This is a genomic window from Streptomyces sp. NPDC055103 (assembly GCF_053607625.1).
The window spans coordinates 35,559-58,477 of the sequence record NZ_JBSGTX010000027.1 but is presented as its reverse complement, the minus strand read 5'-3'; the positions used below and the strand labels follow the sequence as shown (position 1 = coordinate 58,477).

General features: G+C 71.7%; 24 protein-coding genes and 1 riboswitch. Of the genes, 14 read left to right on the top strand and 10 right to left on the bottom strand.

The features are described from left to right. Nucleotides 1-63: 63 nt before the first annotated feature. The gene (locus tag ACWFR1_RS18860) at nt 64-1,539 is read left to right on the top strand and encodes an APC family permease (RefSeq protein WP_453552489.1); all 1,476 of its coding nucleotides are present in this window, start codon (nt 64-66) and stop codon (nt 1,537-1,539) included. Beyond that, complete coding sequence (locus ACWFR1_RS18855) at nt 1,536-1,973, top strand: hypothetical protein (protein WP_453552487.1); 438 nt, start codon at nt 1,536-1,538, stop codon at nt 1,971-1,973. Before ACWFR1_RS18860 ends, ACWFR1_RS18855 begins: the two co-directional genes overlap by 4 nt. A gap of 64 nt (nt 1,974-2,037) precedes the next feature. Here the strand turns inward: ACWFR1_RS18855 and ACWFR1_RS18850 are convergent, their stop codons facing one another. Further along, nucleotides 2,038-3,348 carry a hypothetical protein gene (locus ACWFR1_RS18850; RefSeq protein WP_453552485.1) on the bottom strand — a complete coding sequence of 437 codons (1,311 nt, stop codon included), beginning with the start codon at nt 3,346-3,348 and terminating at the stop codon, nt 2,038-2,040. 118 nt (nt 3,349-3,466) lie between these two features. Here ACWFR1_RS18850 and ACWFR1_RS18845 point away from each other — a divergent pair, with 118 nt between their 5' ends. Further along, nucleotides 3,467-4,429: a D-2-hydroxyacid dehydrogenase family protein gene (locus ACWFR1_RS18845; protein ID WP_453552483.1), complete on the top strand. Its 963-nt coding sequence runs from the start codon at nt 3,467-3,469 to the stop codon at nt 4,427-4,429. Between the two features lie 80 nt (nt 4,430-4,509). Here ACWFR1_RS18845 and ACWFR1_RS18840 read toward each other — a convergent pair whose 3' ends face one another. Beyond that, entirely contained in the window at nt 4,510-5,313 is an 804-nt protein-coding gene (locus tag ACWFR1_RS18840) for a CbtA family protein (protein ID WP_453552481.1), read from the bottom strand. Between the two features lie 23 nt (nt 5,314-5,336). Then, the gene (locus ACWFR1_RS18835; protein WP_453552479.1) at nt 5,337-5,564 is read right to left on the bottom strand and encodes a CbtB domain-containing protein; all 228 of its coding nucleotides are present in this window, start codon (nt 5,562-5,564) and stop codon (nt 5,337-5,339) included. 415 nt (nt 5,565-5,979) lie between these two features. On the opposite strand from ACWFR1_RS18835, the gene ACWFR1_RS18830 reads away from it, so the two are divergent. Continuing rightward, nucleotides 5,980-6,495: a histidine phosphatase family protein gene (locus ACWFR1_RS18830; RefSeq protein WP_453552477.1), complete on the top strand. Its 516-nt coding sequence runs from the start codon at nt 5,980-5,982 to the stop codon at nt 6,493-6,495. Between the two features lie 47 nt (nt 6,496-6,542). On the opposite strand, the gene ACWFR1_RS18825 is transcribed toward ACWFR1_RS18830, so the two are convergent. After that, the gene (locus ACWFR1_RS18825; protein WP_453552475.1) at nt 6,543-6,899 is read right to left on the bottom strand and encodes a GntR family transcriptional regulator; all 357 of its coding nucleotides are present in this window, start codon (nt 6,897-6,899) and stop codon (nt 6,543-6,545) included. Between the two features lie 2 nt (nt 6,900-6,901). Beyond that, entirely contained in the window at nt 6,902-7,984 is a 1,083-nt protein-coding gene (locus ACWFR1_RS18820; RefSeq protein ID WP_453552473.1) for a DUF1648 domain-containing protein, read from the bottom strand. Between the two features lie 132 nt (nt 7,985-8,116). Here ACWFR1_RS18820 and ACWFR1_RS18815 point away from each other — a divergent pair, with 132 nt between their 5' ends. Beyond that, nucleotides 8,117-9,109: a S8 family serine peptidase gene (locus tag ACWFR1_RS18815; protein ID WP_453552471.1), complete on the top strand. Its 993-nt coding sequence runs from the start codon at nt 8,117-8,119 to the stop codon at nt 9,107-9,109. 132 nt (nt 9,110-9,241) lie between these two features. Then, nucleotides 9,242-10,237, top strand: coding sequence for a nucleoside hydrolase (locus tag ACWFR1_RS18810; RefSeq protein ID WP_453552469.1), 996 nt, complete (start codon nt 9,242-9,244; stop codon nt 10,235-10,237). A gap of 49 nt (nt 10,238-10,286) precedes the next feature. Here ACWFR1_RS18810 and ACWFR1_RS18805 read toward each other — a convergent pair whose 3' ends face one another. Next, nucleotides 10,287-10,724 (bottom strand): MarR family winged helix-turn-helix transcriptional regulator, encoded by a 438-nt coding sequence (locus ACWFR1_RS18805; RefSeq protein WP_453552467.1) that lies wholly within the window; start codon nt 10,722-10,724, stop codon nt 10,287-10,289. Between the two features lie 92 nt (nt 10,725-10,816). Here ACWFR1_RS18805 and ACWFR1_RS18800 point away from each other — a divergent pair, with 92 nt between their 5' ends. Continuing rightward, complete coding sequence (locus tag ACWFR1_RS18800; protein WP_453552465.1) at nt 10,817-11,164, top strand: DoxX family protein; 348 nt, start codon at nt 10,817-10,819, stop codon at nt 11,162-11,164. A gap of 51 nt (nt 11,165-11,215) precedes the next feature. Here the strand turns inward: ACWFR1_RS18800 and ACWFR1_RS18795 are convergent, their stop codons facing one another. Then, complete coding sequence (locus ACWFR1_RS18795; RefSeq protein WP_453552463.1) at nt 11,216-11,617, bottom strand: MerR family transcriptional regulator; 402 nt, start codon at nt 11,615-11,617, stop codon at nt 11,216-11,218. Between the two features lie 64 nt (nt 11,618-11,681). Between ACWFR1_RS18795 and ACWFR1_RS18790 the strand changes: the two genes are divergently transcribed. Next, complete coding sequence (locus ACWFR1_RS18790; protein ID WP_453552461.1) at nt 11,682-12,968, top strand: MFS transporter; 1,287 nt, start codon at nt 11,682-11,684, stop codon at nt 12,966-12,968. 634 nt (nt 12,969-13,602) lie between these two features. Beyond that, complete coding sequence (locus ACWFR1_RS18785; RefSeq protein WP_453552459.1) at nt 13,603-13,977, top strand: hypothetical protein; 375 nt, start codon at nt 13,603-13,605, stop codon at nt 13,975-13,977. Between the two features lie 149 nt (nt 13,978-14,126). Here the strand turns inward: ACWFR1_RS18785 and ACWFR1_RS18780 are convergent, their stop codons facing one another. Next, a complete protein-coding gene (locus ACWFR1_RS18780) occupies nt 14,127-14,501 on the bottom strand; it encodes a hypothetical protein (protein WP_453552457.1) in 375 nt (124 codons plus the stop codon). 14 nt (nt 14,502-14,515) lie between these two features. Beyond that, nucleotides 14,516-15,769, bottom strand: coding sequence for a helix-turn-helix domain-containing protein (locus ACWFR1_RS18775; protein WP_453552455.1), 1,254 nt, complete (start codon nt 15,767-15,769; stop codon nt 14,516-14,518). A 495-nt stretch (nt 15,770-16,264) separates the two neighbouring features. Between ACWFR1_RS18775 and ACWFR1_RS18770 the strand changes: the two genes are divergently transcribed. The 5 genes from ACWFR1_RS18770 to ACWFR1_RS18750 all read left to right on the top strand — a co-directional run bounded on the left by ACWFR1_RS18770 (nt 16,265) and on the right by ACWFR1_RS18750 (nt 18,938). Next, nucleotides 16,265-16,510: a hypothetical protein gene (locus tag ACWFR1_RS18770; protein ID WP_453552453.1), complete on the top strand. Its 246-nt coding sequence runs from the start codon at nt 16,265-16,267 to the stop codon at nt 16,508-16,510. After that, nucleotides 16,498-16,710: a hypothetical protein gene (locus ACWFR1_RS18765; RefSeq protein ID WP_453552451.1), complete on the top strand. Its 213-nt coding sequence runs from the start codon at nt 16,498-16,500 to the stop codon at nt 16,708-16,710. The genes ACWFR1_RS18770 and ACWFR1_RS18765 overlap by 13 nt, the downstream gene beginning before the upstream one ends. After that, nucleotides 16,710-17,834 (top strand): radical SAM protein, encoded by a 1,125-nt coding sequence (locus ACWFR1_RS18760; protein ID WP_453552449.1) that lies wholly within the window; start codon nt 16,710-16,712, stop codon nt 17,832-17,834. Before ACWFR1_RS18765 ends, ACWFR1_RS18760 begins: the two co-directional genes overlap by 1 nt. Beyond that, on the top strand, nt 17,831-17,995 hold the full coding sequence (locus tag ACWFR1_RS18755; protein ID WP_453552447.1) for a hypothetical protein: 165 nt from the start codon (nt 17,831-17,833) through the stop codon (nt 17,993-17,995). Before ACWFR1_RS18760 ends, ACWFR1_RS18755 begins: the two co-directional genes overlap by 4 nt. An 88-nt stretch (nt 17,996-18,083) precedes the next feature. Beyond that, nucleotides 18,084-18,938: a GNAT family N-acetyltransferase gene (locus ACWFR1_RS18750; protein WP_453552445.1), complete on the top strand. Its 855-nt coding sequence runs from the start codon at nt 18,084-18,086 to the stop codon at nt 18,936-18,938. A 76-nt stretch (nt 18,939-19,014) separates the two neighbouring features. On the opposite strand, the gene cobN is transcribed toward ACWFR1_RS18750, so the two are convergent. Continuing rightward, nucleotides 19,015-22,704 carry a cobaltochelatase subunit CobN gene (gene cobN, locus ACWFR1_RS18745; protein ID WP_453552443.1) on the bottom strand — a complete coding sequence of 1,230 codons (3,690 nt, stop codon included), beginning with the start codon at nt 22,702-22,704 and terminating at the stop codon, nt 19,015-19,017. A gap of 41 nt (nt 22,705-22,745) precedes the next feature. Then, a riboswitch (cobalamin riboswitch) is annotated at nt 22,746-22,882 on the bottom strand. Nucleotides 22,883-22,919 lie beyond the last annotated feature (37 nt).

Below are 22,919 nucleotides of genomic sequence, written 5' to 3'. Positions count from 1 at the left end.
GGTTGCCGCGCCCCGTCGGCCGATCGAGCCTGGGGTGATCGTGTGACCGACGGGAGGGCCCCCTTGAGCAGCATCGACACCTCGGCCGACGTGCCCCGACCACGGGCGGCGGCGGCCAGGCCCGTCGCGCCGACCACCATGACCTGGGTGACGCTCGCCCTGATGACGACCGCGTCGGTGGCGAGCCTGCGCGCCGCGCCCACCATGGCGGTCTACGGCCTGGCCTGCGTCTTCCTCTATCTCGTGCCGGCCATCGTGTTCCTGCTGCCGACGGCGCTGGTCTCCGCCGAGCTCGCCTCCGGCTGGAGCGGCGGCGTCTACCGCTGGGTCGCCGAGGGGCTGTCCAAGCCGCTCGGATTCCTCGCGGTCTGGTGCCAGTTCGCGATGACGATCTTCTACTATCCGAGCCTGCTGGCCTTCGTGGCCTCGACCATCGCGTACGTCATCGATCCGGCCCTCGCCTCGAACGGCGTCTACACCGCGATCGTCATCATGGTCCTGTACTGGACCGGCGTCTGGGTCTCGTCCCGCGGCACGAAGACCCTGGCCGGACTGTCCAGTTGGGGCCTGATCATCGGCACGCTCGTGCCGGGCACGGTCCTCGTCGTCCTCGGCATGGTCTTCCTCGGCGAGGGCAACCCCTCGGCCGCCCCCATGGACAGCAGCCATCTGCTGCCGCAGTGGACGGGCCTCGCGAGCCTCGTCCTGATCGTCAACAACTTCCTGTCGTACTCCGGCATGGAGATGAACGCGGTCCACGTCTCCTCGCTGAAGAACCCGGGGAAGGAGTACCCGAAGTCGATGTTCCTGGCGGTGGGCCTCGTCCTGCTGATCTTCATCCTGCCCGCCCTCGCGATCAGCTGGGTCGTCCCCGCGGACCAGCTGAGCCTCACGGCCGGCGTCATGCAGGCCTTCGACGCCTTCTTCTCGTACTTCGGCGTCGGCTGGATGACCCCGATCGCCGCCGTCATGCTGATCTCCGCGTCCCTCGGCGGCATGCTGACCTGGCTCGCCGGCCCGTCCAAGGGCCTCCTGGAGATCTCCCGCCACGAGGGTTACCTGCCGCCGTTCCTGCAGAAGCTCAACAAGTTCGGCATCCAGCAGAACATCCTGGTCACCCAGGGCGTCGTGACCTCGGTGATCGCCCTGATGTACGCGCTCATCCCCAACGTGTCGAGCGTCTACTGGATCTTCTCGACGATCACCACGCAGGTGTATCTGATCGTCTACCTGCTGATGTTCGCCGCCGCGATGCGCCTGCGGAAGACCAAGCCCGACCATCCGCGCGGCTACCGGGCCCCCGCCCTGGGACTGCTGTGCACGGTCGGCCTGCTCTCCTCGATCGCGGCCCTCGCCATCGGCTTCGTACCGCCCTCCCAGTTCGGCGGCGGCAGCGTGTGGTCGTACGTCCTCGTCGTCGGCGGCGGCCTGGTCGTTCTGGGGCTGCTCATCCCGTGGGCGTTCCTGAAGTTCCGCAAGCCGGGCTGGCGTACCGCCGAGGCCGCCGCCGGCACGTCGACCGAGGGAGAACGGTCATGAGCCCCACCCGTTTCGCCTCCGAGCACAAGTGGGTCTACTGGGGTGCGATCGTCATCCTCGTGGGCCTCGCCGTCACCGGCGTCATCCGGTACGCGGACGTCCGGAGGAACAGCGTGACGCTCTCCAAGGCGAACCAGCTCCAGGAGGAGCTGGTCAAGGCCGGTTACTCCGCCCCCGACACCGAGACGATCGAGCGTCTGCTCGGCACGGACGGCGGTCAGGTCTGCGAGGACCCGGGCAACGCCCTGAAGACCGCGCTGTGGAAGATCCAGCAGTCCAACGGCGCCACCGGGCCCGGCATGCGTCCCGTCATCTCCGACTCGAAGGCCGTCGAGGCCGAGCGGATCGTGCTCCAGGTCTACTGCCCCGACCAGCTCGACGAGTTCGACGAGGCCCTGGACGACCTGAAGACGGACGACACCGTGCGGCGCTGACATCGCTCCTCGCGTACGCGTGAAGAGGGGGCCTCCGCCGGAGGCCCCCTCTTCACGCGTACGTCTAGGGCGTGTGGGCCTCGTGGGCCTCGTGCGTCCCACCGCCCGTCCTCTCCGCCAGGAACGCCACCACCGCGAGCGCGAAGAGCAGTCCGAGCGCGAGCCCCACCACGACCCAGCCCGTGGGGTGGGGCCAGAAGACGCAGGCCACGGCCGCCGCCGCGACGAGGATCCAGGTGATCCAGGTGCGGAACCGGCGGACGAACGGCCCCACGGGGCCCGTCCGCAGGCCCGCGCGGTCGGCGGTGGCACGGGTGGCGGAGATGCCCGAGTCCCAGATGCCCCGGGCGAGGGTCGCCGGGCGGCTCGGTCCCGAGATCCAGGCGGCGAGGGCGATCAGCACGCCGAGGGTCACGAACACCCGTACCGACGTCCGGAGGTAGCGGACCAGCGTGTCGTAGACGGCGCCGGCGGCGGCCGGGGAGACCCCGGACGGCAGGGCGTTGAGATAGACCGTACGGAAGACGGTGAGGGCGATGCCGAGCACCAGGGCCGCCACCGCGATGCCCAGGGCCCCGGCGACCAGGGCGCGCCGCCTGCGCGCGGCGAGCAGGATCCCGCCGGCGACAAGGAGCACCGAGATCACCGGCAGCCACACGCCCATCAGCTGGAGCAGGGAGAAGCCCGTCTTCACCTTGCCGATGTCGTCGGCCTGGAGCACGGTGAAGTCGGTGTGGACCTCGGGGATCTTCCCCGCGACCGTCAGGCCCGAGTCGACGAGCCGCTCCTTCACCCGGTCGATCACCGGCGCCAGGTCGATCGTGACCTTGTCCGTGTCGATCTTCACGGCGCCCTCGTCGCTGCCGGTCAGGGCCCGGTCGAGGGAGGTGTGGATCGCCCGGTTGGCATCGGTCCAGATCGTCTCGAAGGCCGGGGAGGCCACGACGTCCTGCGCCCGGTCGTGGACGAAGCTGCTGACCGCCCCCTCCAGGGAGTCCCCCAGCTTGCCGAGGGCCTTCTCCAGGAGCGGCCGCTGGTCCGGCGCCACGCCCTCCAGGAGGGAGTTCAGGTCGATGTGCTCCATGACGGCGCCGGTCACCCGGGTCGCGACAGCCTCCTGGACGGCCGGGTCGGAGGCGAGCGGGGTGACCGTCTGCACGTACCGGTCGGTGTCGCCGACGATGTCCGACGTCCAGGAGGCGACGATGCCCAGCGGTGCCAGGACGCAGCCGATGACGATGAGCAGGGCGGCGCAGAACGAGCGGAGGCGGTGGCGGGGCGGCCGGGCCGTCGCCGTACCGGCCTCCAGGGCCGCGATCCGGGCCCGGAGCACCGCCAGATCGTCACCGTCGGGTTCCACGTCCTTGGCGTCCACGGCACCCACTCCTCACAGCGATGGCACAGAGAGACAAATCAGGGCAATTCTCCGTTCGGTGGGTGCCTTTGTCGCTCCGAGCGTGGCGTCCGTGCGCGTGCGCGGCGATCATGCGGTCATGAAGCTGCCGCGCTGCGCCGTACTCGACGACTACCAGGGCGTCGCCCTCACCTCCGCCGACTGGGGCCCGCTCGCCGGCCGCGTCGACGTCCGGGTGCTGCGCGAGCACCTCACCGACCGGGACGCGCTCGTCGCCGCCGTCGAGGACTGCGAGATCCTCGTCGTCATGCGGGAGCGGACCCCCGTCGACGCCGCGCTCCTCGACCGGCTCCCCCGGCTCCGCCTCCTCGTCACCTCCGGGCTGCGCAACGCCTCGATCGACGTCGCCGCCGCCCGCGCCCGGGGCATCACCGTCTGCGGCACCGCCAGCAGCCCCGAACCGCCCACCGAGCTCACCTGGGCCCTGCTCCTCGGCCTCGCCCGGCACGTGAGGACCGAGGCGCAGGCGCTGCGCGAGGGCGGGCCCTGGCAGTCCACCGTCGGCGCCGACCTGGCCGGCCGGACCCTCGGCCTCGTCGGTCTCGGCAAGATCGGCGGCCGGGTCGCCCGGATCGGTCTCGCCTTCGGCATGGACGTCCTCGCCTGGAGCCCGAACCTGACGGAGGAGCGGGCCGCCGAACACGGCGTACGGCTCGCGAAGGACCGGCGGGAGCTGCTCGGGAGCAGCGACTTCGTCTCCCTGCACCTGGTGCTGTCCGATCGCACCCGGGGCCTGATCGGGGAGCCGGAGCTGCGGGCGATGCGCCCGTCCGCGTACCTCGTCAACACCTCACGGGCGGGGCTCGTCGACGGCGGGGCGCTGCTGCGGGCGCTGCGCGAGGGGTGGATCGCGGGGGCCGGGCTCGACGTCTACGCGACGGAGCCGCTGCCGGCCGACGACCCTCTGCGGTCCCTCCCGAACGTCCTTGCCCTCCCCCACCTGGGGTACGTGACCGAGGGCAACTACGCCCGCTACTTCGGGCAGGCGGTGGAGGACATCGAGGCGTTCCTGGCGGGCGCACCGGTGCGCGAGCTGGGCTGACGGGGGCGGCGCCTCCCCCGCACCCGCGACGGGGTACGGGAAGGGCGCCGCGTCACGCATGACTCAGGCCGGGACCGTACTCAGGCCGGGACCGTCTCCGCGACGGCGGCGCGGGCCGCGGCCGGGGCGAGCAGCCGCTCCGCCAGGACGCCGAAGGCGACGGCGAAGACCGCCCACAGGACCGCCTGGATCCCGAGGGTGGCGAGCCGGAACTCCCACAGGACGGCCGCCGGGAAGCCGGCCTGCACCGCGTCGCCGTTGCCGGGCAGGAACGCGCAGGCCACGGCGACGACGACGACGAAGCCCGCGCCGGCGACGAGGGTGGCGTTCCAGTTGCCGAGGCGCGGGGCGAGACGGCGGCCGGCGACGACCGCGGCGATGCCGAGCAGCACGCTCAGCAGGATCATCAGGAAGTAGAGCGTGGTGCGCTGCCCGATGGTGTCGGGGTTGCCGACGGCCGGCGGGGTCGCCGGGTACTTCAGGAACGGGACGAGGTACACGGTGGTGAAGGCGGCGGCCGCGACGAGCGCGGCGGTCGCCTTCGGCGTGAACCGGCCCACGCGCCCGAGGACGAAGGCGAACGCGAGGGAGGCGACGCCGCCGAGCGCGACGCCGTAGACGAGGACACCGGTGGCCAGGCCGGCCGTGGACTGGACGTCCCGGCTGACGAGTTCCTCCTCCTCGTGCGCGTGGGAGGCGGCGGCCGCCGTTCCGTGGGCCGCGTGCTCGGCCCGCGCGGCGGCCTCCTCGACGGCGATCGAGGCGTTGACGGACGGTTCGCCGACGACGTACGCGACGGCGAAGGCGAACAGTCCGGCGATCAGGCCCGCGAGCATGCCGCGGACCAGCAGTCTCCCCACGGTGGAGGACGACGTGTCAGACATGTGACGGAGCTCCTCTACCGCGTTCAGTGGCAGGGGAAGCCGAGCAGATGACGACCGTCGTGGACCCACTCGTGGACATCGCTGCCCGCGAAGACGGAGAGGGCGCCCTGCTCGGCGCCGACGAAGTAGAGCGCGACCAGCGCGAGCAGCCCGGCGAACAGCGCCCAGGGCAGCACGGTGCGGACCGGCAGGGAAACCGGCAGCGCGACAGGGGTGGCGGGGATGGCGGACGGGGCGACGGCCTCGGCCATGGCGGTACCTCCTCGGGAACTCGCGTCCCATAGCGGTGGTGCGCGACGACGGTCTCCGGGTCTGACTCGCCGGGTCCCGGGGATACCGGGGTGGCTCACAGTGGCGCGACCGTGCCGGTTTCTCACCGGACTTCCGTCTCGCCGTCGTCGGTTGTGGAATTGTCGCCGTGACCGTACCGCGCGGGCCGCACCGCGGGAAGAGCGCATGGGCGGCGGATCGAGCACTGAGGGATGAATCACCGTGAACGCGACCCCGAGCCCGGCCTCGAACCCGGCCTCGAGCCCGGCCTCGAACCCGGCCTCGAACCCAGCCTCGAGCCCGGCCTCGAACCCGGCCTCGACCCCGGTCTCGACCCCAGCCCCTGGCCAGGCCTCACCAGGCCGGACCGTACGACTCACCCTCGTGGCGCCCGCCATGAACGCGGCCCTGCGCGAGGCCCGCTTCGACGACGGCTCCCCGGTGGAGCCGGAGGACGCCGCCAGGGTGTGTCTCGGACGGTCGGTCCGGCTGCTCACCTCACCGTCCCCGCGCTGCCGGGGCACGGCCGAACTCCTCGGCCTGACGGGGGCCGTCCCCGAACCGGCGCTCGCGGGCTGCGCGATGGGCCGTTGGCGGGGCCGCCGACTGGACGAACTCGCCGCCGAGGAACCGGAGTCGGTGGCCGCCTGGCTCTCCGATCCGGACGCCGTCCCGCACGGCGGCGAGTCCCTGCGCGCCCTGTGGGACCGGGTCGCCGCCTGGATGGACGCCCTGGAGCCGGGCACCGTCTGGGCCGTCGCCGAGCCGGACGTGATCCGGGCGGCCGCCGCGCACGCCCTCGGCGCGCCGGAGGCCGCCTTCTGGCGCCTGGACGTGCGCCCCCGCTCGTCCGTCGAACTCACGGGCCGCTCGGGCCGCTGGAACGTCGGGATCGGCTCCGTACTCGGCTGAGAGGGGTACGCGGCTGCGCGTGACCCGGCCGCCACGGGGTACGCGGATCAGTTGAGGCTGGTACGCGCCATCTCCAGGAACTCCGCCTCCGTCAGGCCCAGTTCGCGGGCCTCCGCCGCCGCCTCGCGGAGGTGGGAGACAAGGCGGGCGCGGTCGGGGGCGGCGGCGCCGGGGACGATGACGGCGCCGCGGCCCCGGCGGAGTTCGATGAGGCCCTCCTCGCGGAGCCGCTGGTAGCCGCGGAGGACGGTGTGGACGTTGACGCCCAGGGAGTCGGCGAGCTCCCGAGCGGCCGGGAGGCGTTCACCGGGCTCGGCGGAGCCGTCGGCGAGCGCCCCGCGGACGCAGGCGGCGATCTGGTCGCCGAGGGGGACGGAGGAGGCCGGGTCGACGCGGAAGAGCACGTTCAGACCTTCCCATGCCGCTCGACCAGCGTGTTCAGGAGGGCGGCGGCGGTCCGCGCGTCGGGCACGGTGACCACGAACTCGCGCCCGCTCTCCGTATGCCCCGTACTCCCCTCGCTCCCCATACTTCCCTTCCGCCTCCGTACGACGAGGGCCTCGCCGGAGCGCGTCACCACGCCCGTCCGGTGGGCGCGGACGCGGTAGCCCCAGCCGCCGAAGTCGGCGAGCGGGTCGATCTCGCGGACGCTCGCGTCCGCGACGCCGTCGAGCGGGATCCGGACGCGGGGGCGGTGGACGAGGGCGGAGCGGACGGTGAGGCCGTGCCGGTCGACGGTGACCCGGACCCGGGCGAGCGCGAGCCCCGGCACGCCGACGACGAGACCGAGCAGGCCGAGCAGGGCGCCGGGCCAGGTGGCGACGAGCAGGGTGACGGGGGCGGCGGCGAGGGCGAGTACCGCGAGGGCGGTCAGCGCGCGGGAGCCGGTGTCCCGCGACCAGCCTGCGGCCTCGCCCGGGGCGAGCGGAAGGCGCGGACCGCCGGCGGAGCCCCGTACGACAGGCTTCTCGCCCGTCGCGCCCTTCGGGCCCTTCGCACCCTCCCCGGCCTCCTCGTCGCCCTCAGGCCCCTCAGGCCCCTCAGGCCCCGTGAGCCCTTCGGGCCTCTCGGGTACGAGCGCGGTCAGGGCCCATCCCGCGGCGCCGGCCACGACCGCCACCGCCAGGGCCACCCCGAGGTCCATCCCCGGGGAGAAGACGACCGACTCGAACTCGTCGACGCGGTTGGCGCGGAGGAGCTGGACGAGCAGCCCGCCGGAGAAGCCCGCGGTGGCCCAGGCCGCCCACAGGGACCGGCGCCGGACGAAGGCGGTCCAGCCGGCGGCGAGGCCGAGGAGCAGGGCCGTACCGAGGAGGACGTAGGCGGTCACGCCGGTCCAGCGGTCTGCCTCTCCCCCGAGGGAGAAGTGGGTGGCGAGTTCGTCGGGCAGCTCGTCCCGCCAGAGGGCGAAGAGCAGCAGGTGGACGGCGAGGGCGAGGAAGAAGGGGAGCGCGGCGAGCGCGCGGAGACGAGGTGTGGCACGGTTCATGGAAAACCTCCCTTGTTTGCACTCTACTAGAACAACCCCCCTTTACGAGCGGAAGGCGCCGGGGATCTTCGAGATGCGAGCGCTCCGCACCGGTTGTTGACTAGGCCAAACGCAGACACATGGGGAGACTTCATGCGCCGTCGGCCCGCCACCGCCACCCTCGCCGCCCTCACCGCCCTCGCCGCGCTCACCGCCGCGTTCGCCACCGGCTGCGGCAGCGACGACGACAAGCCCGACCCGCTGCGGAGCCAGCAGTGGGGGCTGGACGCGCTGAAGATGCCGGACGCCTGGTCCATGTCGAAGGGCGAGGACACGGTCATCGCCGTCGTCGACACCGGCGTCGACCTCGACCACCCGGACCTCAAGGGGCGGCTCGTCGACGGCTACGACTTCGTCGACAACGACGACGAGCCCAAGGACCTCAACGGCCACGGCACCCATGTCTCCGGCATCGCCGCCGCCCACACCGACAACGGCGTCGGGGTCGCGGGCGGAGCGCCCGGCGTCAAGATCATGCCGGTGCGGGTGCTCGGCATCGACGGCAGCGGCACCGACGCCAACATCACCAAGGGCATCGTCTGGGCCGCCGACCACGGCGCCCAAGTCATCAACCTCTCCCTGGGCGAGTCCGGCCTGATGGCGCGCCTCCTCAAGGGCGGCATCCTCAACCAGGCCATCACCCACGCCAACGGCAAGGGCGCGGTCGTGGTCGCCGCCGCCGGCAACGACTCGACCGCGCTCCAGCCGTACAAGGTCGAGACCCCGGTCATCATCGTCAACGCCGCAGACCAGACGGGCCGCCCGGCCTCCTTCACCAACTTCGGCGCGCAGAACGCCGTGACGGCCCCCGGGGTCGACATCCTCTCGACGCTCCCCACGTACACGACGAAGGAGACCCTGAAGAACCTCTCGGGGTACGGGAAGCTCTCCGGTACGTCGATGGCCTCGCCGTACGTCTCCGCCGTAGCCGCACTGCTGCACCACCAGGGCCTGGACCCGGCCGCCATCACGCGGACGATCCGCGACTCGGCGACCAACCCGCAGCAGCTCGTCAAACTGGGCCTCGGGAACGTCGACGCGGCGGCGGCGGTGAAGTCGGCGCAGGCAGCACAGGACAAGGGATGACCCGAAAACCGAGGTGACCCGGGACGAGCCATCCCAAGCCATGCCATCCCCCGAGACAAGCCACGCCCCGGTCCGAGGGATGACCCGAAAGGACGCGTGACGCCGCCCCGCCCCCTGTGGGACGGTGGAGACATGCCCGTACCCGTGATCCTCGACTGCGATCCCGGTCACGACGACGCCTTCAACATCCTGCTGGCCGCCGCCCACCCCTCCGTGGACCTCCTCGCGATCACCACCGTCGCGGGCAACCAGTCGGTGGAGAAGACCACGCTGAACGCGCGCCGGGTGTGCGAGGCCGCCGGGATCCGGGGCGTGCCGATCGCGGCGGGCGCGGCGGGCCCGCTGCACGGCCGGCAGCAGGGCGCGCCGCTCATCGCCGAGAACATCCACGGCGGCTCCGGGCTCGACGGCCCGAGCTGGGAGTCCGGCAGGTCGGGCCCGGGCGCGGGCTTCGGCCACGGCGAACCGACCGTGCCGCTGGACCCGCGCGACGCGCTCACGCTCCTCCGGGACACCCTGACCCGTCACCCGGCGCCCGTCACGCTCGTCCCGACGGGCCCGCTGACGAACATCGCGACGCTGCTCCTCGCGCACCCTCGGCTGACGGAGCGCATCGAGCGGATCGTCCTGATGGGCGGCTCGGTGGAGCGCGGAAACACCACGCCCGCCGCCGAGTTCAACATCCTCTGCGACCCGGAGGCGGCGGACATCGTCTTCGGCTGCGGAGTGCCCGTGACGATGTTCGGGCTCAACGCCACGCATCAGGTGCGGGCCACCCCCGAGGTGATCGGACGCCTCCGGGCGCTCGGTACGCCGCTGAGCGGGCTCTGCGTGGAGCTGCTCACCTTCTTCGCGTCGACCTACCGCGAGGTGTACGGCTTCGACGCGCCCCCGCTGCACGACCCGCTGACCGTGGCCCACCTCATCGACCCGTCGCTGGTCAGCCTGGTCCGGGCGGCGGTGCGGGTGGAGCTGGCGGGGACGTGGACGCGCGGCGCGACGGTCGTCGACCTGGACGGGGTGACGGGTCTGCCGCCCAACGCGGAGGTCGGCATGGAGGTCGACGCGGCCGGCTTCTGGGACCTGATCGTGGAAGCGGTACGGGTCCTGGGCAGCGCCGCTCCCTAGCTCACCGCTAACCGCTCACCGCTCACCGCTAACCGCTAACCGCTAACCGCTAACCGCATTCATGGTCGGCGGGATCGACGACGACCCGGTCCAACAACCCCCGCAACAGGACCTGTTCGGCCTCGGTGAGATCCCCGAACAGTTCGCGCTCGGCCGCGCTCACCGCCGAGTCGACCCGCTGGAGAGCGGCCGCGCCGGCCGGCGTGATCTCCACGATGTGGCGGCGCCGGTCGGCCGGATCACGCCGCCGCTCGGCAAGGCCTTCAGTCTCCAACTCGTTGAGGATCGCGACGAGTTGGCTGGGATCGACCTCCATCACCGCGGCCAGCTCGCGCTGGCTCATGGCCCCCGGGGCGAGCTGCATCAGGGTCATCGCGTTCCGCGGGTGCAGCCCCACGACACCCAGGGCGGCGCGGAGGCGCGCGCCGGTGAGCTCCCCCCGGAAGGAGAGGAGGAAGGCGAGGCGGTCGGAGGGAAGAGCTGCCATGTCGTCCACGGTAACAGCGGCCCTATTGTGGAGCGAGGACAATCGTTGATACCGTTCAACGATTAAGACGCACACATCATTGGGGTTGATCCATGTTCATCGGCTACGCCGTCGTCGCCGCGCTGCTCGCCTTCGCGCTCTCCGCCTCCGCCTTCCTGACCTTCACCCGGAACCCGCAGATCACCGGCAACATGGCCAAGGTGGGAGTGCCGGAGTCCTGGCTGCCCTGGCTGGCGACGGCGAAGGCGGCGGGCGCGATCGGCCTGCTCGCGGGCCTCGCCGTGGCTCCGCTCGGTGTGGCGGCGGCGATCGGCGTGACCCTCTACTTCGCGGGCGCGGTCCTCATCCACGTACGCGCGAAGGACTACGAGATGGCCCCGGCGGTCGTCCTCACCCTGATCGCGGCGACCGCCCTGGGCCTGCGCATAGCCTCCGCCTGAGCGTGCCGCCGGACGCGCTCGGGCTCAGCGGGCCGCATCCGGCGCTCCGGGTCAGCGGGCCGCATCCGAGGCGTCGTCGAGCAGCACGCACTGGTCGAACTTCATGCAGCCGCACTCCAGGCAGTCCGCGACGGCCTGCCGCAGGGCCTGCGCCTGCGCGATGTGCCGATCGAGTTCGGGCAGCTTGCGCGTGGCCATGTCCCGCCACTGGCGCGTGGCGGACGGCGTGGTGCCGTCGGCCAGCAGCCGCGTGATCTCGGCGAGGGTGAACCCGGCCCGCTGCGCCATCTTGATCAGGGCGACCCGGCGGACGGTGGACGCGGGCCACACCCGGCGTCCCTTCTCGCGGCGGGCGCCGGGCAGCAGACCGCGCTCCTCCCAGTAGCGCAACGCCGAAGCGCGGACGTGGGCCTTGTCGGCGAGCTCGCCGATGGGCATGTACCGCACACGCACCCCATCTCCTGGTCCGGCGTCCGGCCTTGACTTCAAGTCTGCTTGAAGGACGACTGTGAGCCGCATGCTCTCAGTGCTCCCGGGACGTCTGCTGCCCGGCCCCTACCGCGCGCTGTTCGCCGACCGGACGTTCCGGCGGCTGATGCCGGTCTTCGCGTTGTCCGACCTGGGCGACGGCATGACCGTCGTCGCCGTCGCGTGGCTGGCGCTCGCGCTGGGCCCGGAAGGCGGCCAGGGCACGCTGGCCGGCATCGCCGTCGCCGCCTATGTCCTGCCCGGCGCCCTGGGCGCACTGCTCCTGGGCAAATGGATGCGCCGACTTCCCGCACGCCGGCTCCTGGTCACCGACTCCGTACTCCGGGCCGTCCTCCTCGGAGCGATCCCGCTCGCACACATCACGGGCCTGCTCACCCCGGCCGTCTACGTAGGGCTCCTGGGCGCCTCGTCCCTGCTCCACGCCTGGGGCAAGGCCGGCAAGCACGCCCTCTTCGCCCCGCTGCTCACCGACGACCAGCGTCTGACGGCCAACAGCGTGCTCAGCACCAGCCTGTGGACCGCGACCATCGCGGGCCCCGCCCTCGCGGGTCTCCTCGGGGGACTCGTCTCCCCGGCCTGGATCATCGGCGCGGACGCCGCCACCTTCGCGATCCTGGCCCACCGCACGGCGCGCACCCCCCTCCCCCTCGCCCTGCCCCCGATGACCGGCGGCGGCAGCACGCACCAGGGTCTGGCCGTTCTGCGCCGCCACCCGGAACTCCTCGGCCTCCTGGCCGTGACCTGGCTGTTCAACCTCGCCTACGGCCCCGTCGAAGTCGCCCTGCCCCTGTTCATCTCCGACGACCTCCGCGCCGGCGCAGGCCTACTCGGCGCCTACTGGGCCGCCTTCGGCATCGGAGCCCTCATCGGCACCCTCGGCCTCGGCGCGGCCAGACGGCTGCCCCTGTGGCCGGCCATGCTCGGCATCATCGCGGGCCACGGCATCGCCCTGCTGCCCTTCGCCGTCACACACACCGCTCTCCCCTCCCTCCTCGGCTTCGCCTTCGCCGGACTCGTCTACGGCCCCTACTCCGCGCTCTCCCTCACCCTGCTCCAGGAACGCGCACCCGCCGAGTCCCTCACCACGGTCCTGGCCGCCCGCAGCGCGGTACTCCTGACGGCGGCCCCCCTGGGAGCGGCCCTGGGCGGCCCCCTCCTCGACCGCACGAGCGCCCCCACCGTCCTCGTCACCTGCGGAGCACTGATGATCGCCATCGCCCCCACGGCCGCCTGCGTACGGAAACTCTCCGCAACGAGGCAGCAGACCGAGACACCGGACCGGCCCCCGCGCGAAAAACCACGGAGCAAGGCCTGACCTCGACCCGTCGCACCTTTCGGCCCTCACTGCCACAGCCCGTACCGGAGACCTGACCGCCGAGGTCTTGGTACGGGGCCACCACCACCCGGACGGCACGCCGGTGTTCGCGCACCCGCGACTCCGCTCCCCGAACACCTGCGGCAGCCGGACTCGCCCCGGCAACCGACAAGCGTGCCGTCGCCCCCACATCCGCCTTGTTGCTGCTGTTTCCCACCTCACCCCATGACGGCATGTCACAGAAGGTGCCGGCGCAAGCGTCCCTCCGCCCCCGAAGACCTCAGCCACAGAAAGCGCGCCACGACGGCGGGAGAGCCGGACGGTCGCCCGTCACGTATGCCTCCATCAGCCCCGTCCGGCATCAGCCACGCTTCCCTCCAAACGGCGAACGACCCACGACGACCGTCGGCCGGGAACGACGACCCGCCCACCGCGTGCCCGGCGGCCGGAAGGGGGATGCGCCGTCTTTATAGGTAAAGGACCCCGCCGCGTCGGTAGCCTGTGCGTGCGGCCCGGCGAGTCACGCGGCTCGAAACTGTCAACCGCAGCACCGGCCGAGGTTCAAGAGCTCACCGTGCACTCGTCGGTCCAGGCCGCCGCTGGCCTGTCCTTCCGAGGAGGAGGGTTCACCACCATGGGATACGACGCACATCAGGCCCTCGCCGACGCCCCCCTCAGCGTCTCGGCGTACAAGCTGTTCCACAAGATGAGCGCCCTGCAGAACCGCAAGGACCACGGCCTCGTCCGCGTCGAAAGCCAGGCCAAGTTCGCCGAGCAGTGCGGCATGTCGCAACCTTCGGTCTCGCGCGGCCTCAGGCAGCTCGCCGAGAACGGCTTCATCCACCCTGACGGTCGCGACTGGCGCATCCGCGCTGACCTCCTGTTCAACGGCAACGGAACCGCGCAGGCGCAAGCCGTGCGGAACATCCCCGAGGACGCCCCCGACCCCTACGCCACAAACCGGCCCGCCGACCTCACCGTCATCAAGGGTGGCGACGACTCCGCCTGATTACCACTAGTGGAGTGGGTACGGATCCTCGCCCGATCTCCTCGCCGGTCAGCGCCACCTGCCGCCCCTGGGGGGACCAGTTCGAGGCCGGTCACCAGGTGCGGGCCAAGGTACGTGGACTCGCAGGGGGATTCACACCCGATTCCCTTTCAGAGCCGGTCGATCAAGGACTTTTCGATGGCCTCGAAGATGTCAGCGTCGGTCGCTTGCTGCCACGATGGCAGCTCCGGCCAGTCCGCCACGTAGCCGGGCTTGGGGTCTTCGAAGTGCTTGAACATCTGGGCGGTCCAGCACGTCGCGACGAAACGGCTCTTCTGCTCGCGGGTCAGCCGGGCAGTGGTGCCGCCACTGATCTCGATGAACTGGCGGACCTGCTCGAAGACGGAGCCCGCAGCTTCGCGCTCCCACTCCGGCGTATCCGCCCATGGCGTCACGTAGCCGGCCTTGGGCTCGCCGGGGAAGTGCTGGTGGACTCCCGCGATCCAGGCTTCCCGGAACAGTCGTGCACCCTCGGTCTGCGACATGGCTTCCCCTCTCGTCACGGCGTGCTCAGAGCGGCGATCTCCGCACCCAGCTCCGCCACGCGGTGGTCGCGGCTCAAGGGACCGAACTCGTCGCACAGGACTCGGAGTCTACGGGCGACGTACCCGGACCCGGAGGATCGGGCCAGCTCGACGGCTTCCCTGCCGAACTCCACAACCTGTTCTGCGTCCCGCCGCTTGGCACCGATGACGGCCAGGTTCGTGAGCACTGCTCCGCGTCGCCGATACGACTGCCCGAACGCCAGAGTGGTCCGCTCCAGGGCCTCCCGCAAGACGTTCTCCGCCAGGTCGAGACGGCCGAGCTGTACGTAGCGCGATCCGCGTTCCTCGGCCAGACGCGCACCGTCGAACCGAAGCCACCCGCCGTTGACGCTGTTCGGGGTGAGATCACGGACGGTCTCCGCCTGGTCCATCGCACGCTCGCAGGCATCCAGATCGCCGAGGCCGGCGTATGCCTCGGCTTGGACGGAAGCGACCCAATGCCGAGTCGCGAGGCCGCTGTCCCCTCGCCCGGCCAGTCGCTCGGCCGCACCGAGCATCTGCGCCGCCTGGCGGTAGCGTTGTTCGGAGATGTCCACGTAGGCGTGGCGAACGAGCGCGCAGGCCCACAGGTCGTACGCCTCGGCGTCCTTGCTGACCGAGGCCGCGAGCGAGTAGGACGCGGCTGCGTCGGAGTACCGGTTGGCGTCGAACGCCACCTCGCCGGCTAACTGAAAGAGGTCGGCTGCCGCGCTCAGCAGGGGGCGTGCACTTCCCTGGTTGCTCGCCAGCGCCTCGTTCAGCACCGCCAGTTGGTCCCGGATGACGGGATAGACGGATCCTTTGGAACGGGCCAGTTGATAGACCTGCCAGAGGTGTCTGTTCATGCACGCGAACTCGGCAGTCCCTCCCCGGCGGACACCCTCGGTGAGAGCTTCGGCCTCCTCGACCGGCAGGGCTGTCAAAGCCCCGCTGACAGTCAGTATGCGAAGGAACTCACGGCGGATCATTTCGTCAGGCTCTCCCGCGTTCGGGGGGTCAATGGGCTCATGCCAGGCAGCCGTCCGGCCGGCGGCTCGTGGCGGCTTCAGGAGGGTGTCCAGCTCTGGGAGGTTGACTTCGAGCGCGGCGGCCAGGCCCCTTCGCTGTAGCGGCTGAGGAGCGACTTTGCCACTTTCCCAGCGTCCGACCGTCGTGCGGTCCACGCCCAGCAACTCGGCTAGCTTCTCCTGACTGTAGCCCAGGGCCCTACGTCGTTCTGTCAGTCCCATGGCACCCCCTTCCCGCGGCTTCGGCCCCCACGGTGCCCATGCACGGACCTGCATCAAGACTGCCGCATTGATGCCGTGGAGAACGCCGACTCCTCACGCTTTCCTGGAAGTTGCCCTGGACGAGCAGCGGGATTCGCAGAGGAGTTCGGTCATGACCACGAGAGTCGAGATTCTGGCGCGCAAGCCGGATGGCAAGGCGCGGACGCACGGCCTGGACACCGAGCAGCGAGTCCTCATGACGCTCAGGGTCTCCCGTGACTCCGGCCGGACTTGGGGCCGGGTGACGGAGGTACGGGAGATCGAGAATCCCGTGACTCTCAACAACCCCATGGGCTTTCAGCCATGCATGTGTCCGCGCTGCACAGACCGCTCTCCCCACGCCGAAGACACACCCGGGCCGGTCTCGTGATGAGGTGCCCGCACTGGCGTTGGGTGCCGCTGAACCTTGCGCGGGAAGCGCGGGACAGGTCGGCTGGCGCATGCGTGGACAGGGCCGTGCAGTGCCAGTTGTCCGCGCACGGCGACGGTGAGCACTACGGCCTCCTCCTCGACGACTTCGGCGAGTACGCGACTGCGCTGTGGCTCCGCTGGCAGGAGGAGACCGACGTGGACCTGGTCGCGCTGCCGGACTGCCCGGTGGTCGCCCCGGGCCCCGACGGTGAGGGCTGCTGTCTGTTCGCCTACCACACCGAGCAGCACACCTGGGAAGACGTCCTGGAGGAGACCCCGTGCACCGGTTGATCGCGAGCCCGGACAACGCCCGACGCCCTCCCCTTCGCCCTCCTCGCAACGAGAGCTGCGGGGACTGCGGCGGCACCGGCGCCGACTCGTCCGGCAAGACCTGCGGCACCTGCAACGGCCTCGGCGAGATCCACTGCATCGCCGGCCGCCACGGCGCACGCGTGCCACCGCGTTCCATGATCCGTAAGGAGGGCCACTGATGGCCCATGCTCTGATCGCATCCCCGTTCCTCGACGGACACCTGCTCCTCAAACCGGGCGCGAGGGCCGGGGCCCGTATCCCCGCCGAGCACTACGCGAGCATCCGGCAAGCCGCCGCCGGTGGTGAAGCTCTGCCGGCCTGGGCGGTGCGGACCGCCGACGACCTGTGGGGAATCGACCTGGACGGCCGGCCCGCGCAGGGCACGGTGCTGGTGCGCGAGCCGTCCCCGTACGGCTACTGCCGTGCCTCCTGGGAGATCAACCTCGGCTGCAACTTCGGCTGCAAGCACTGCTACCTCGGCGAGCGGCCCTTCTCCGGCCTCGGCTGGGAGGACAAACTGCGACTCCTTGACCTCATGCGCGAGGCCGGGGTCCTCTGGCTTCAGATCACCGGTGGTGAACCCACCATGGACCCGCACTTCCAGGGCGCCTACCGGTACGCCTGGCAGGCCGGGATGATGCTCACCATTTCCACGAACGGCTCGCTGCTCTGGCGGCCGGACCTCCTCAAGCTCTTCCGGGACTCTCCGCCGTACCGTCTGGTGGTCAGCATGTACGGGGCGAGCGAGGAGTCCTTCGACACGCTGACCCAGCGCCGTGGCGCGTGGAAGGCGTTCCGGCGCGGCATGGACGCCGCACGCGAGGCGGGCCTGCCGCTGCGTATCAACGTCGTGGTGACCGAGGACAACGCCTCCGAGGCCGACGAGATGGCCGCCCTCGCCGAGGAGTGGAACGTCGAGAACCACGCGTACACGAACATGACGCCCACGATCTACGGCGGTGGCGAGCCGCTGCTCGCCCAGTCCGCCGCCCACCTGCGGCAGCGCAAGCCGTTCGCCGGCTGCAACGCGGGACACACCTTCTTCCACGCCGACCCGCACGCCAAGGTGTCGATCTGCAAGGTCGGCCGGGACGACCAGATCGACCTGATGGCCGAAGGCATCGACGGCCTCACCCGGCTCGGCGCCATCGCCGACCGCCTCATGCTTCGCACCGGTGGGTGCGAGGGCTGCGCCCTGTCCGGCACCTGCCGGGTCTGCCGCCCCCTGGCCAAGCACTACCAGGAGGCGAAGGCGCCGCTGCACAGCTACTGCCAACACGGAGACAAGGAGAACGCCTCATGACCCCGCCCGTACTGGTGCCCCTTCTGTCCGGCCCGCCGACCTCGGCCCGCCGCGCCGCGCCGCCCGTCGCCGCCCTCTCGGTGACCGTCGTCCAGGACCTGGACGACGTCGTGGAGAGCGCGGAGTGCTCCTGCGACGCCGGTGACGACAACCCCCACTGACCGACAGCATCCGGTCGGTTCCGTTCAGGCCCTGGCGCGTCCGCGTCGGGGCCTGAACCCCGTTCTGCCGACCGTTAGGGTGCCGGTCATGTTCTTCCGCTGGGACTGGCTCCGGCCCATGCTGACCGCGCCGATCGTGCCGACTCTCGGCCCTGTCCATCCCGATGCCCTGAGCGTCGACGTCTTCGAGGACGTCCTGCGAGCGGCCGTCACCGGGGACTTCCTGCCTTACGACAAGGACCGGCGGTGGGGCGGTGAGAAGGACGAGACGGTCCTCCGCGGCGACGTGGTGCACCAGCCCGAACACACCCTCGTCCCCACCCTGAGCCGGCGCGGTCGCGGAACCGTCAAGGTCTTCGCCTACGGGCACCGGGGCAGTGTCGTGGATGACGCCGCCGAACTGGCCGCGAAACTCGCCGCCGCGCACGACGCGGTCAACGCAAGGGTCGTGCGCCCGCTCGCACCCGAGACAAGCTCCCCTCGTGGCATCCGCATTCAGCTGAAGGACTTCACCGCCCGGCCCTGTCCCGACCCCGGTGGTCCCGTGCGTCCCGTCACCGACTGGCCGGCCGCCGTGCAGGAGACCTTCGCCCCGTTCGCCCAGGCCATGGCGGGCGATGGCCTGGCCTTCCTCCACGCCCAGTTGCAGGCAGGCCGGTGCGGTCCCGTCCTCGCCGCCGCCGTTGATCAGCGCGTCGTGGGCGCGATCGGCCCCATGGACGTACGTCCTGACGCGATCGGACGCCCCCAGCTCCTCCCCCAGTACTTCGCCGTCCTGCCCGAGGCCCGAGGACAGGGCCTCGGGCGTGTTCTGTGGCGGGCCGCGATGCACTGGGGCCAGTCCCACGGCGCCGCCTACCAGCTCCTTCAGACCGTGGTCGACGGCCCCTCCGACCGGCTCTGTCAGTCCGAAGGGCTGGCCTCCCTCGGCTTCAGCGCCTGAGCATGCCGAAGGCCCCGTCCACCGACCCCCGTGCGGTGAGCGAGGCCTTCGGGGACCTTGCGGGTGAGGAGGAGGGTTACTCCTCCTCGTCGGTTCCTCCGGCGCCTTCGAGGTCGCCTTCCGTTTCCAGGAAGACCTGGCGCAGGGCGGCCAGGGTCTCCGGGTCCGGCTTCTCCCACATGCCGCGGGACTCGGCTTCGAGGAGGCGTTCCGCGATGCCGTGCAGGGCCCAGGGGTTGGCGTCCTTGAGGAAGGCCTGGTTCGCCGGGTCCAGGACGTACTCCTGGGTGAGCTTGTCGTACATCCAGTCGGCCACCACGCCCGTCGTGGCGTCGTAGCCGAAGAGGTAGTCGACCGTCGCCGCCAGCTCGAACGCGCCCTTGTAGCCGTGGCGGCGCATCGCCTCGATCCAGCGCGGGTTGACCACGCGGGCGCGGAAGACGCGGGAGGTCTCCTCGACGAGCGTGCGCGTGCGGACCGTCTCCGGGCGGGTGGAGTCGCCGATGTACGCCTCGGGGGCCGTACCCTTCAGCGCGCGGACGGTCGCCACCATGCCGCCGTGGTACTGGAAGTAGTCGTCCGAGTCCGCGATGTCGTGCTCGCGGGTGTCGGTGTTCTTCGCCGCGACCGCGATGCGCTTGTACGCCGTCTCCATCTCGGCGCGCGCCGGGCGGCCTTCGAGGCCCCGGCCGTAGGCGTAGCCTCCCCAGACCGTGTAGACCTCCGCGAGGTCCGCGTCCGTGCGCCAGTCGCGGCTGTCGATCAGCTGGAGGATGCCCGCCCCGTAAGTCCCCGGGCGCGAGCCGAAGATACGGGTCGTCGCGCGCCGCTCGTCGCCGTGCTCGGCCAGGTCGGCCTGCGCGTGCGCCCGGACGTAGTTGTCCTCGGCCGGTTCGTCGAGGGCCGCCACCAGGCGTACCGCGTCGTCCAGGAGGCCGATGACGTGCGGGAACGCGTCGCGGAAGAAGCCCGAGATGCGGAGGGTGACGTCCACGCGGGGGCGGTTCAGTTCGGCGAGGGGGATGGCCTCCAGGCCGTTCACGCGGCGCGAGGCGTCGTCCCAGAGCGGGCGGACGCCGAGCAGGGCCAGCGCCTCGGCCACGTCGTCGCCGGCGGTGCGCATCGCGCTCGTACCCCAGAGGGAGAGTCCGACGGAGGTCGGCCACTCGCCGTTGTCCGTGCGGTAGCGCTCCAGGAGGGAGTCGGCGAGGGCCTGGCCCGTCTCCCACGCGAGGCGGGAGGGGACGGCCTTCGGGTCGACCGAGTAGAAGTTGCGGCCCGTCGGGAGGACGTTGACCAGGCCACGGAGCGGGGAGCCCGAGGGGCCCGCCGGGACGAAGCCGCCGTTCAGCGCGTGGACCGCGTGGGTCAGTTCGTCCGTCGTACCGGCGAGGCGGGGGACCACCTGCTCGCAGGCGAAGCGGAGGACCGTCTTCACGGACTCCAGCTGGATCCCGTACGCGGTGCCGCCCATCGGCGGGGCGCCCAGGCCCAGTACGGCGGCGTCCGTGATCGCGTCCACGGACCAGCCGGCGGCCTCCATGGCCTCGACCACCCGGCGGGCGCGCTCCTCGATGTCGTCGGTCCTGGCCCGGTCCATGGCCGACTCGTCCAGGCCCAGCGCCTCGCGCAGGCCCGGCAGCGCCTGCGTACCGCCCCAGATCTGACGGGCACGGAGGATCGAGAGGACCAGGTTGACGCGGGCCTCGCCCTCCGGCGCGCCGCCCAGGACGTGCAGGCCGTCGCGGATCTGCGCGTCCTTGACCTCGCACAGCCAGCCGTCGACGTGCAGCAGGAAGTCGTCGAAGCCGTCGTCCTCCGGGCGGTCCTCAAGACCCAGGTCGTGGTCGAGCTTCGCCGCCTGGATCAGCGTCCAGATCTGGGCGCGGATCGCGGGCAGCTTCGACGGGTCCATGGAGGAGATCTGCGCGTACTCGTCGAGGAGCTGCTCCAGGCGCGCGATGTCGCCGTACGACTCGGCGCGCGCCATCGGCGGCACCAGGTGGTCGACGAGCGTCGCGTGCACGCGCCGCTTCGCCTGCGTGCCCTCGCCCGGGTCGTTGACGAGGAAGGGGTAGATCAGGGGGATGTCGCCCAGGGCCGCGTCGGGGCCGCACGCGGCGGACAGGCCGGCGTTCTTGCCGGGCAGCCACTCCAGGTTGCCGTGCTTGCCCAGGTGCACCATCGCGTCGGCGCCGAAGCCGCCGTCCTCGGCGCGGGCGGCGATCCAGCGGTAGGCCGCGAGGTAGTGGTGCGACGGCGGCAGATCGGGGTCGTGGTAGATCGCGATCGGGTTCTCGCCGAAGCCGCGCGGCGGCTGGATGAGGATCAGCAGGTTCCCGCGGCGGAGGGCCGCGAGGACGATGTCGCCCTCGGGGTTGCGCGAGCGGTCCAGGAACATCTCGCCGGGCGCCGGGCCCCAGTGCTCCTCGACGTGCGAGCGGAGCTCCTCGGGCAGCGTCGCGTACCAGCGCTTGTAGTCCGCGGCCGGGATGCGGACGGGGTTGCGCGCGAGCTGCTCCTCCGTCAGCCAGTCCTGGTCGTGGCCGCCGGCGTCGATGAGGGCGTAGATCAGCTCGTCGCCGTCGCCGGAGACCAGGCCGGGGAGCTCCTCGGCCGGGCCGAAGTCGTAGCCCTCGGCGATCAGACGGCGGAGGAGGGCGACGGCCGATGCCGGGGTGTCCAGGCCGACCGCGTTGCCGATGCGGGAGTGCTTCGTCGGGTACGCGGAGAGGACGAGCGCCAGCTTCTTCTCGGCGTTCGGGATGTGGCGGAGCCGCGCGTGGCGGACGGCGATCCCCGCGACCCGGGCCGCGCGCTCGGCGTCCGCGACGTACGCCGGGAGCCCGTCCGCGTCGATCTCCTTGAAGGAGAACGGCACGGTGATGAGCCGGCCGTCGAACTCGGGCACGGCGACCTGGCTGGCCGCGTCCAGCGGCGACAGGCCCTCGTCGTTCTCCTGCCAGTTCTCGCGCGAACCGGTCAGGCACAGCGCCTGCAGGATCGGCACGTCGAGCGCGGCCAGCGCGCCCGCGTCCCAGGCCTCCTCGTCGCCGCCGGCCTGCGCCTCGGCGGGCTTGGTGCCGCCCGCCGCGAGGACGGTGGTGACGATCGCGTCGGCGGTACGGAGCCGGTCGAGCAGCTCAGGCTCGGGGGCGCGCAGGGACGCCACGTACAGCGGGAGCGCCTGCGCGCCGGTGTCCTCGATGGCCGCGCAGAGGGTGTCCACGAAGGCGGTGTTCCCGCTCATGTGGTGGGCGCGGTAGTAGAGCACCGCGATCGTCGGGCCGTCCGTGCGGCGCGCGGTCCGCTCCAGGGGGCCCCAGGTGGGGGCCGCCGCCGGGGCCTCGAAGCCGTGGCCGGTGAGGAGGACGGTGTCGGAGAGGAAGCGGGCCAGTTGCGCCAGGTTCGCGGGGCCGCCGTGCGCGAGGTAGGCGTGCGCCTCGGTGGCGACGCCGACGGGGACGGTCGAGGTCTCCATCAGCTGGGCGTCGGGGGCCTGTTCGCCGCTGAGGACGACGACCGGCTTCCCGGTGGCGCGGATCGCGTCGATCCCCTCCTCCCAGGAGCGGATGCCGCCGAGGAGGCGGACGACGACGAGGTCGGCGCCGTCGAGGAGGCCGGGCAGTTCGGCGAGGGGGAGCCGGGAGGGGTTGGCGAAGCGGTACTCGACCGGGCCACCGACCCCCTCGGCGGAGGCCGAGGCGGCGTTCGCCGCGCGGGCACTGAGCAGGTCGGTGTCGGAGTGCGACAGCAGCAGAAGCATGGCGTGCGCAGGCCCTTCCTCGGGGTTGTCCGCGCCCCGGGTGGTCGTGTGGACGGCGGGGGAGTTCCTGACTCACCCGCGCCATCGCTGGTACGGGCTCACAGTGGCGGGACCGCGCCGGATTCTCACCGGGCTTCCTCCCCGGGGTCCTGGGACCCCATGCCGATCTGCATCCTAGATCGTGGCGTCGTCGGGGCGGGGCGGGCCGTCGAGTC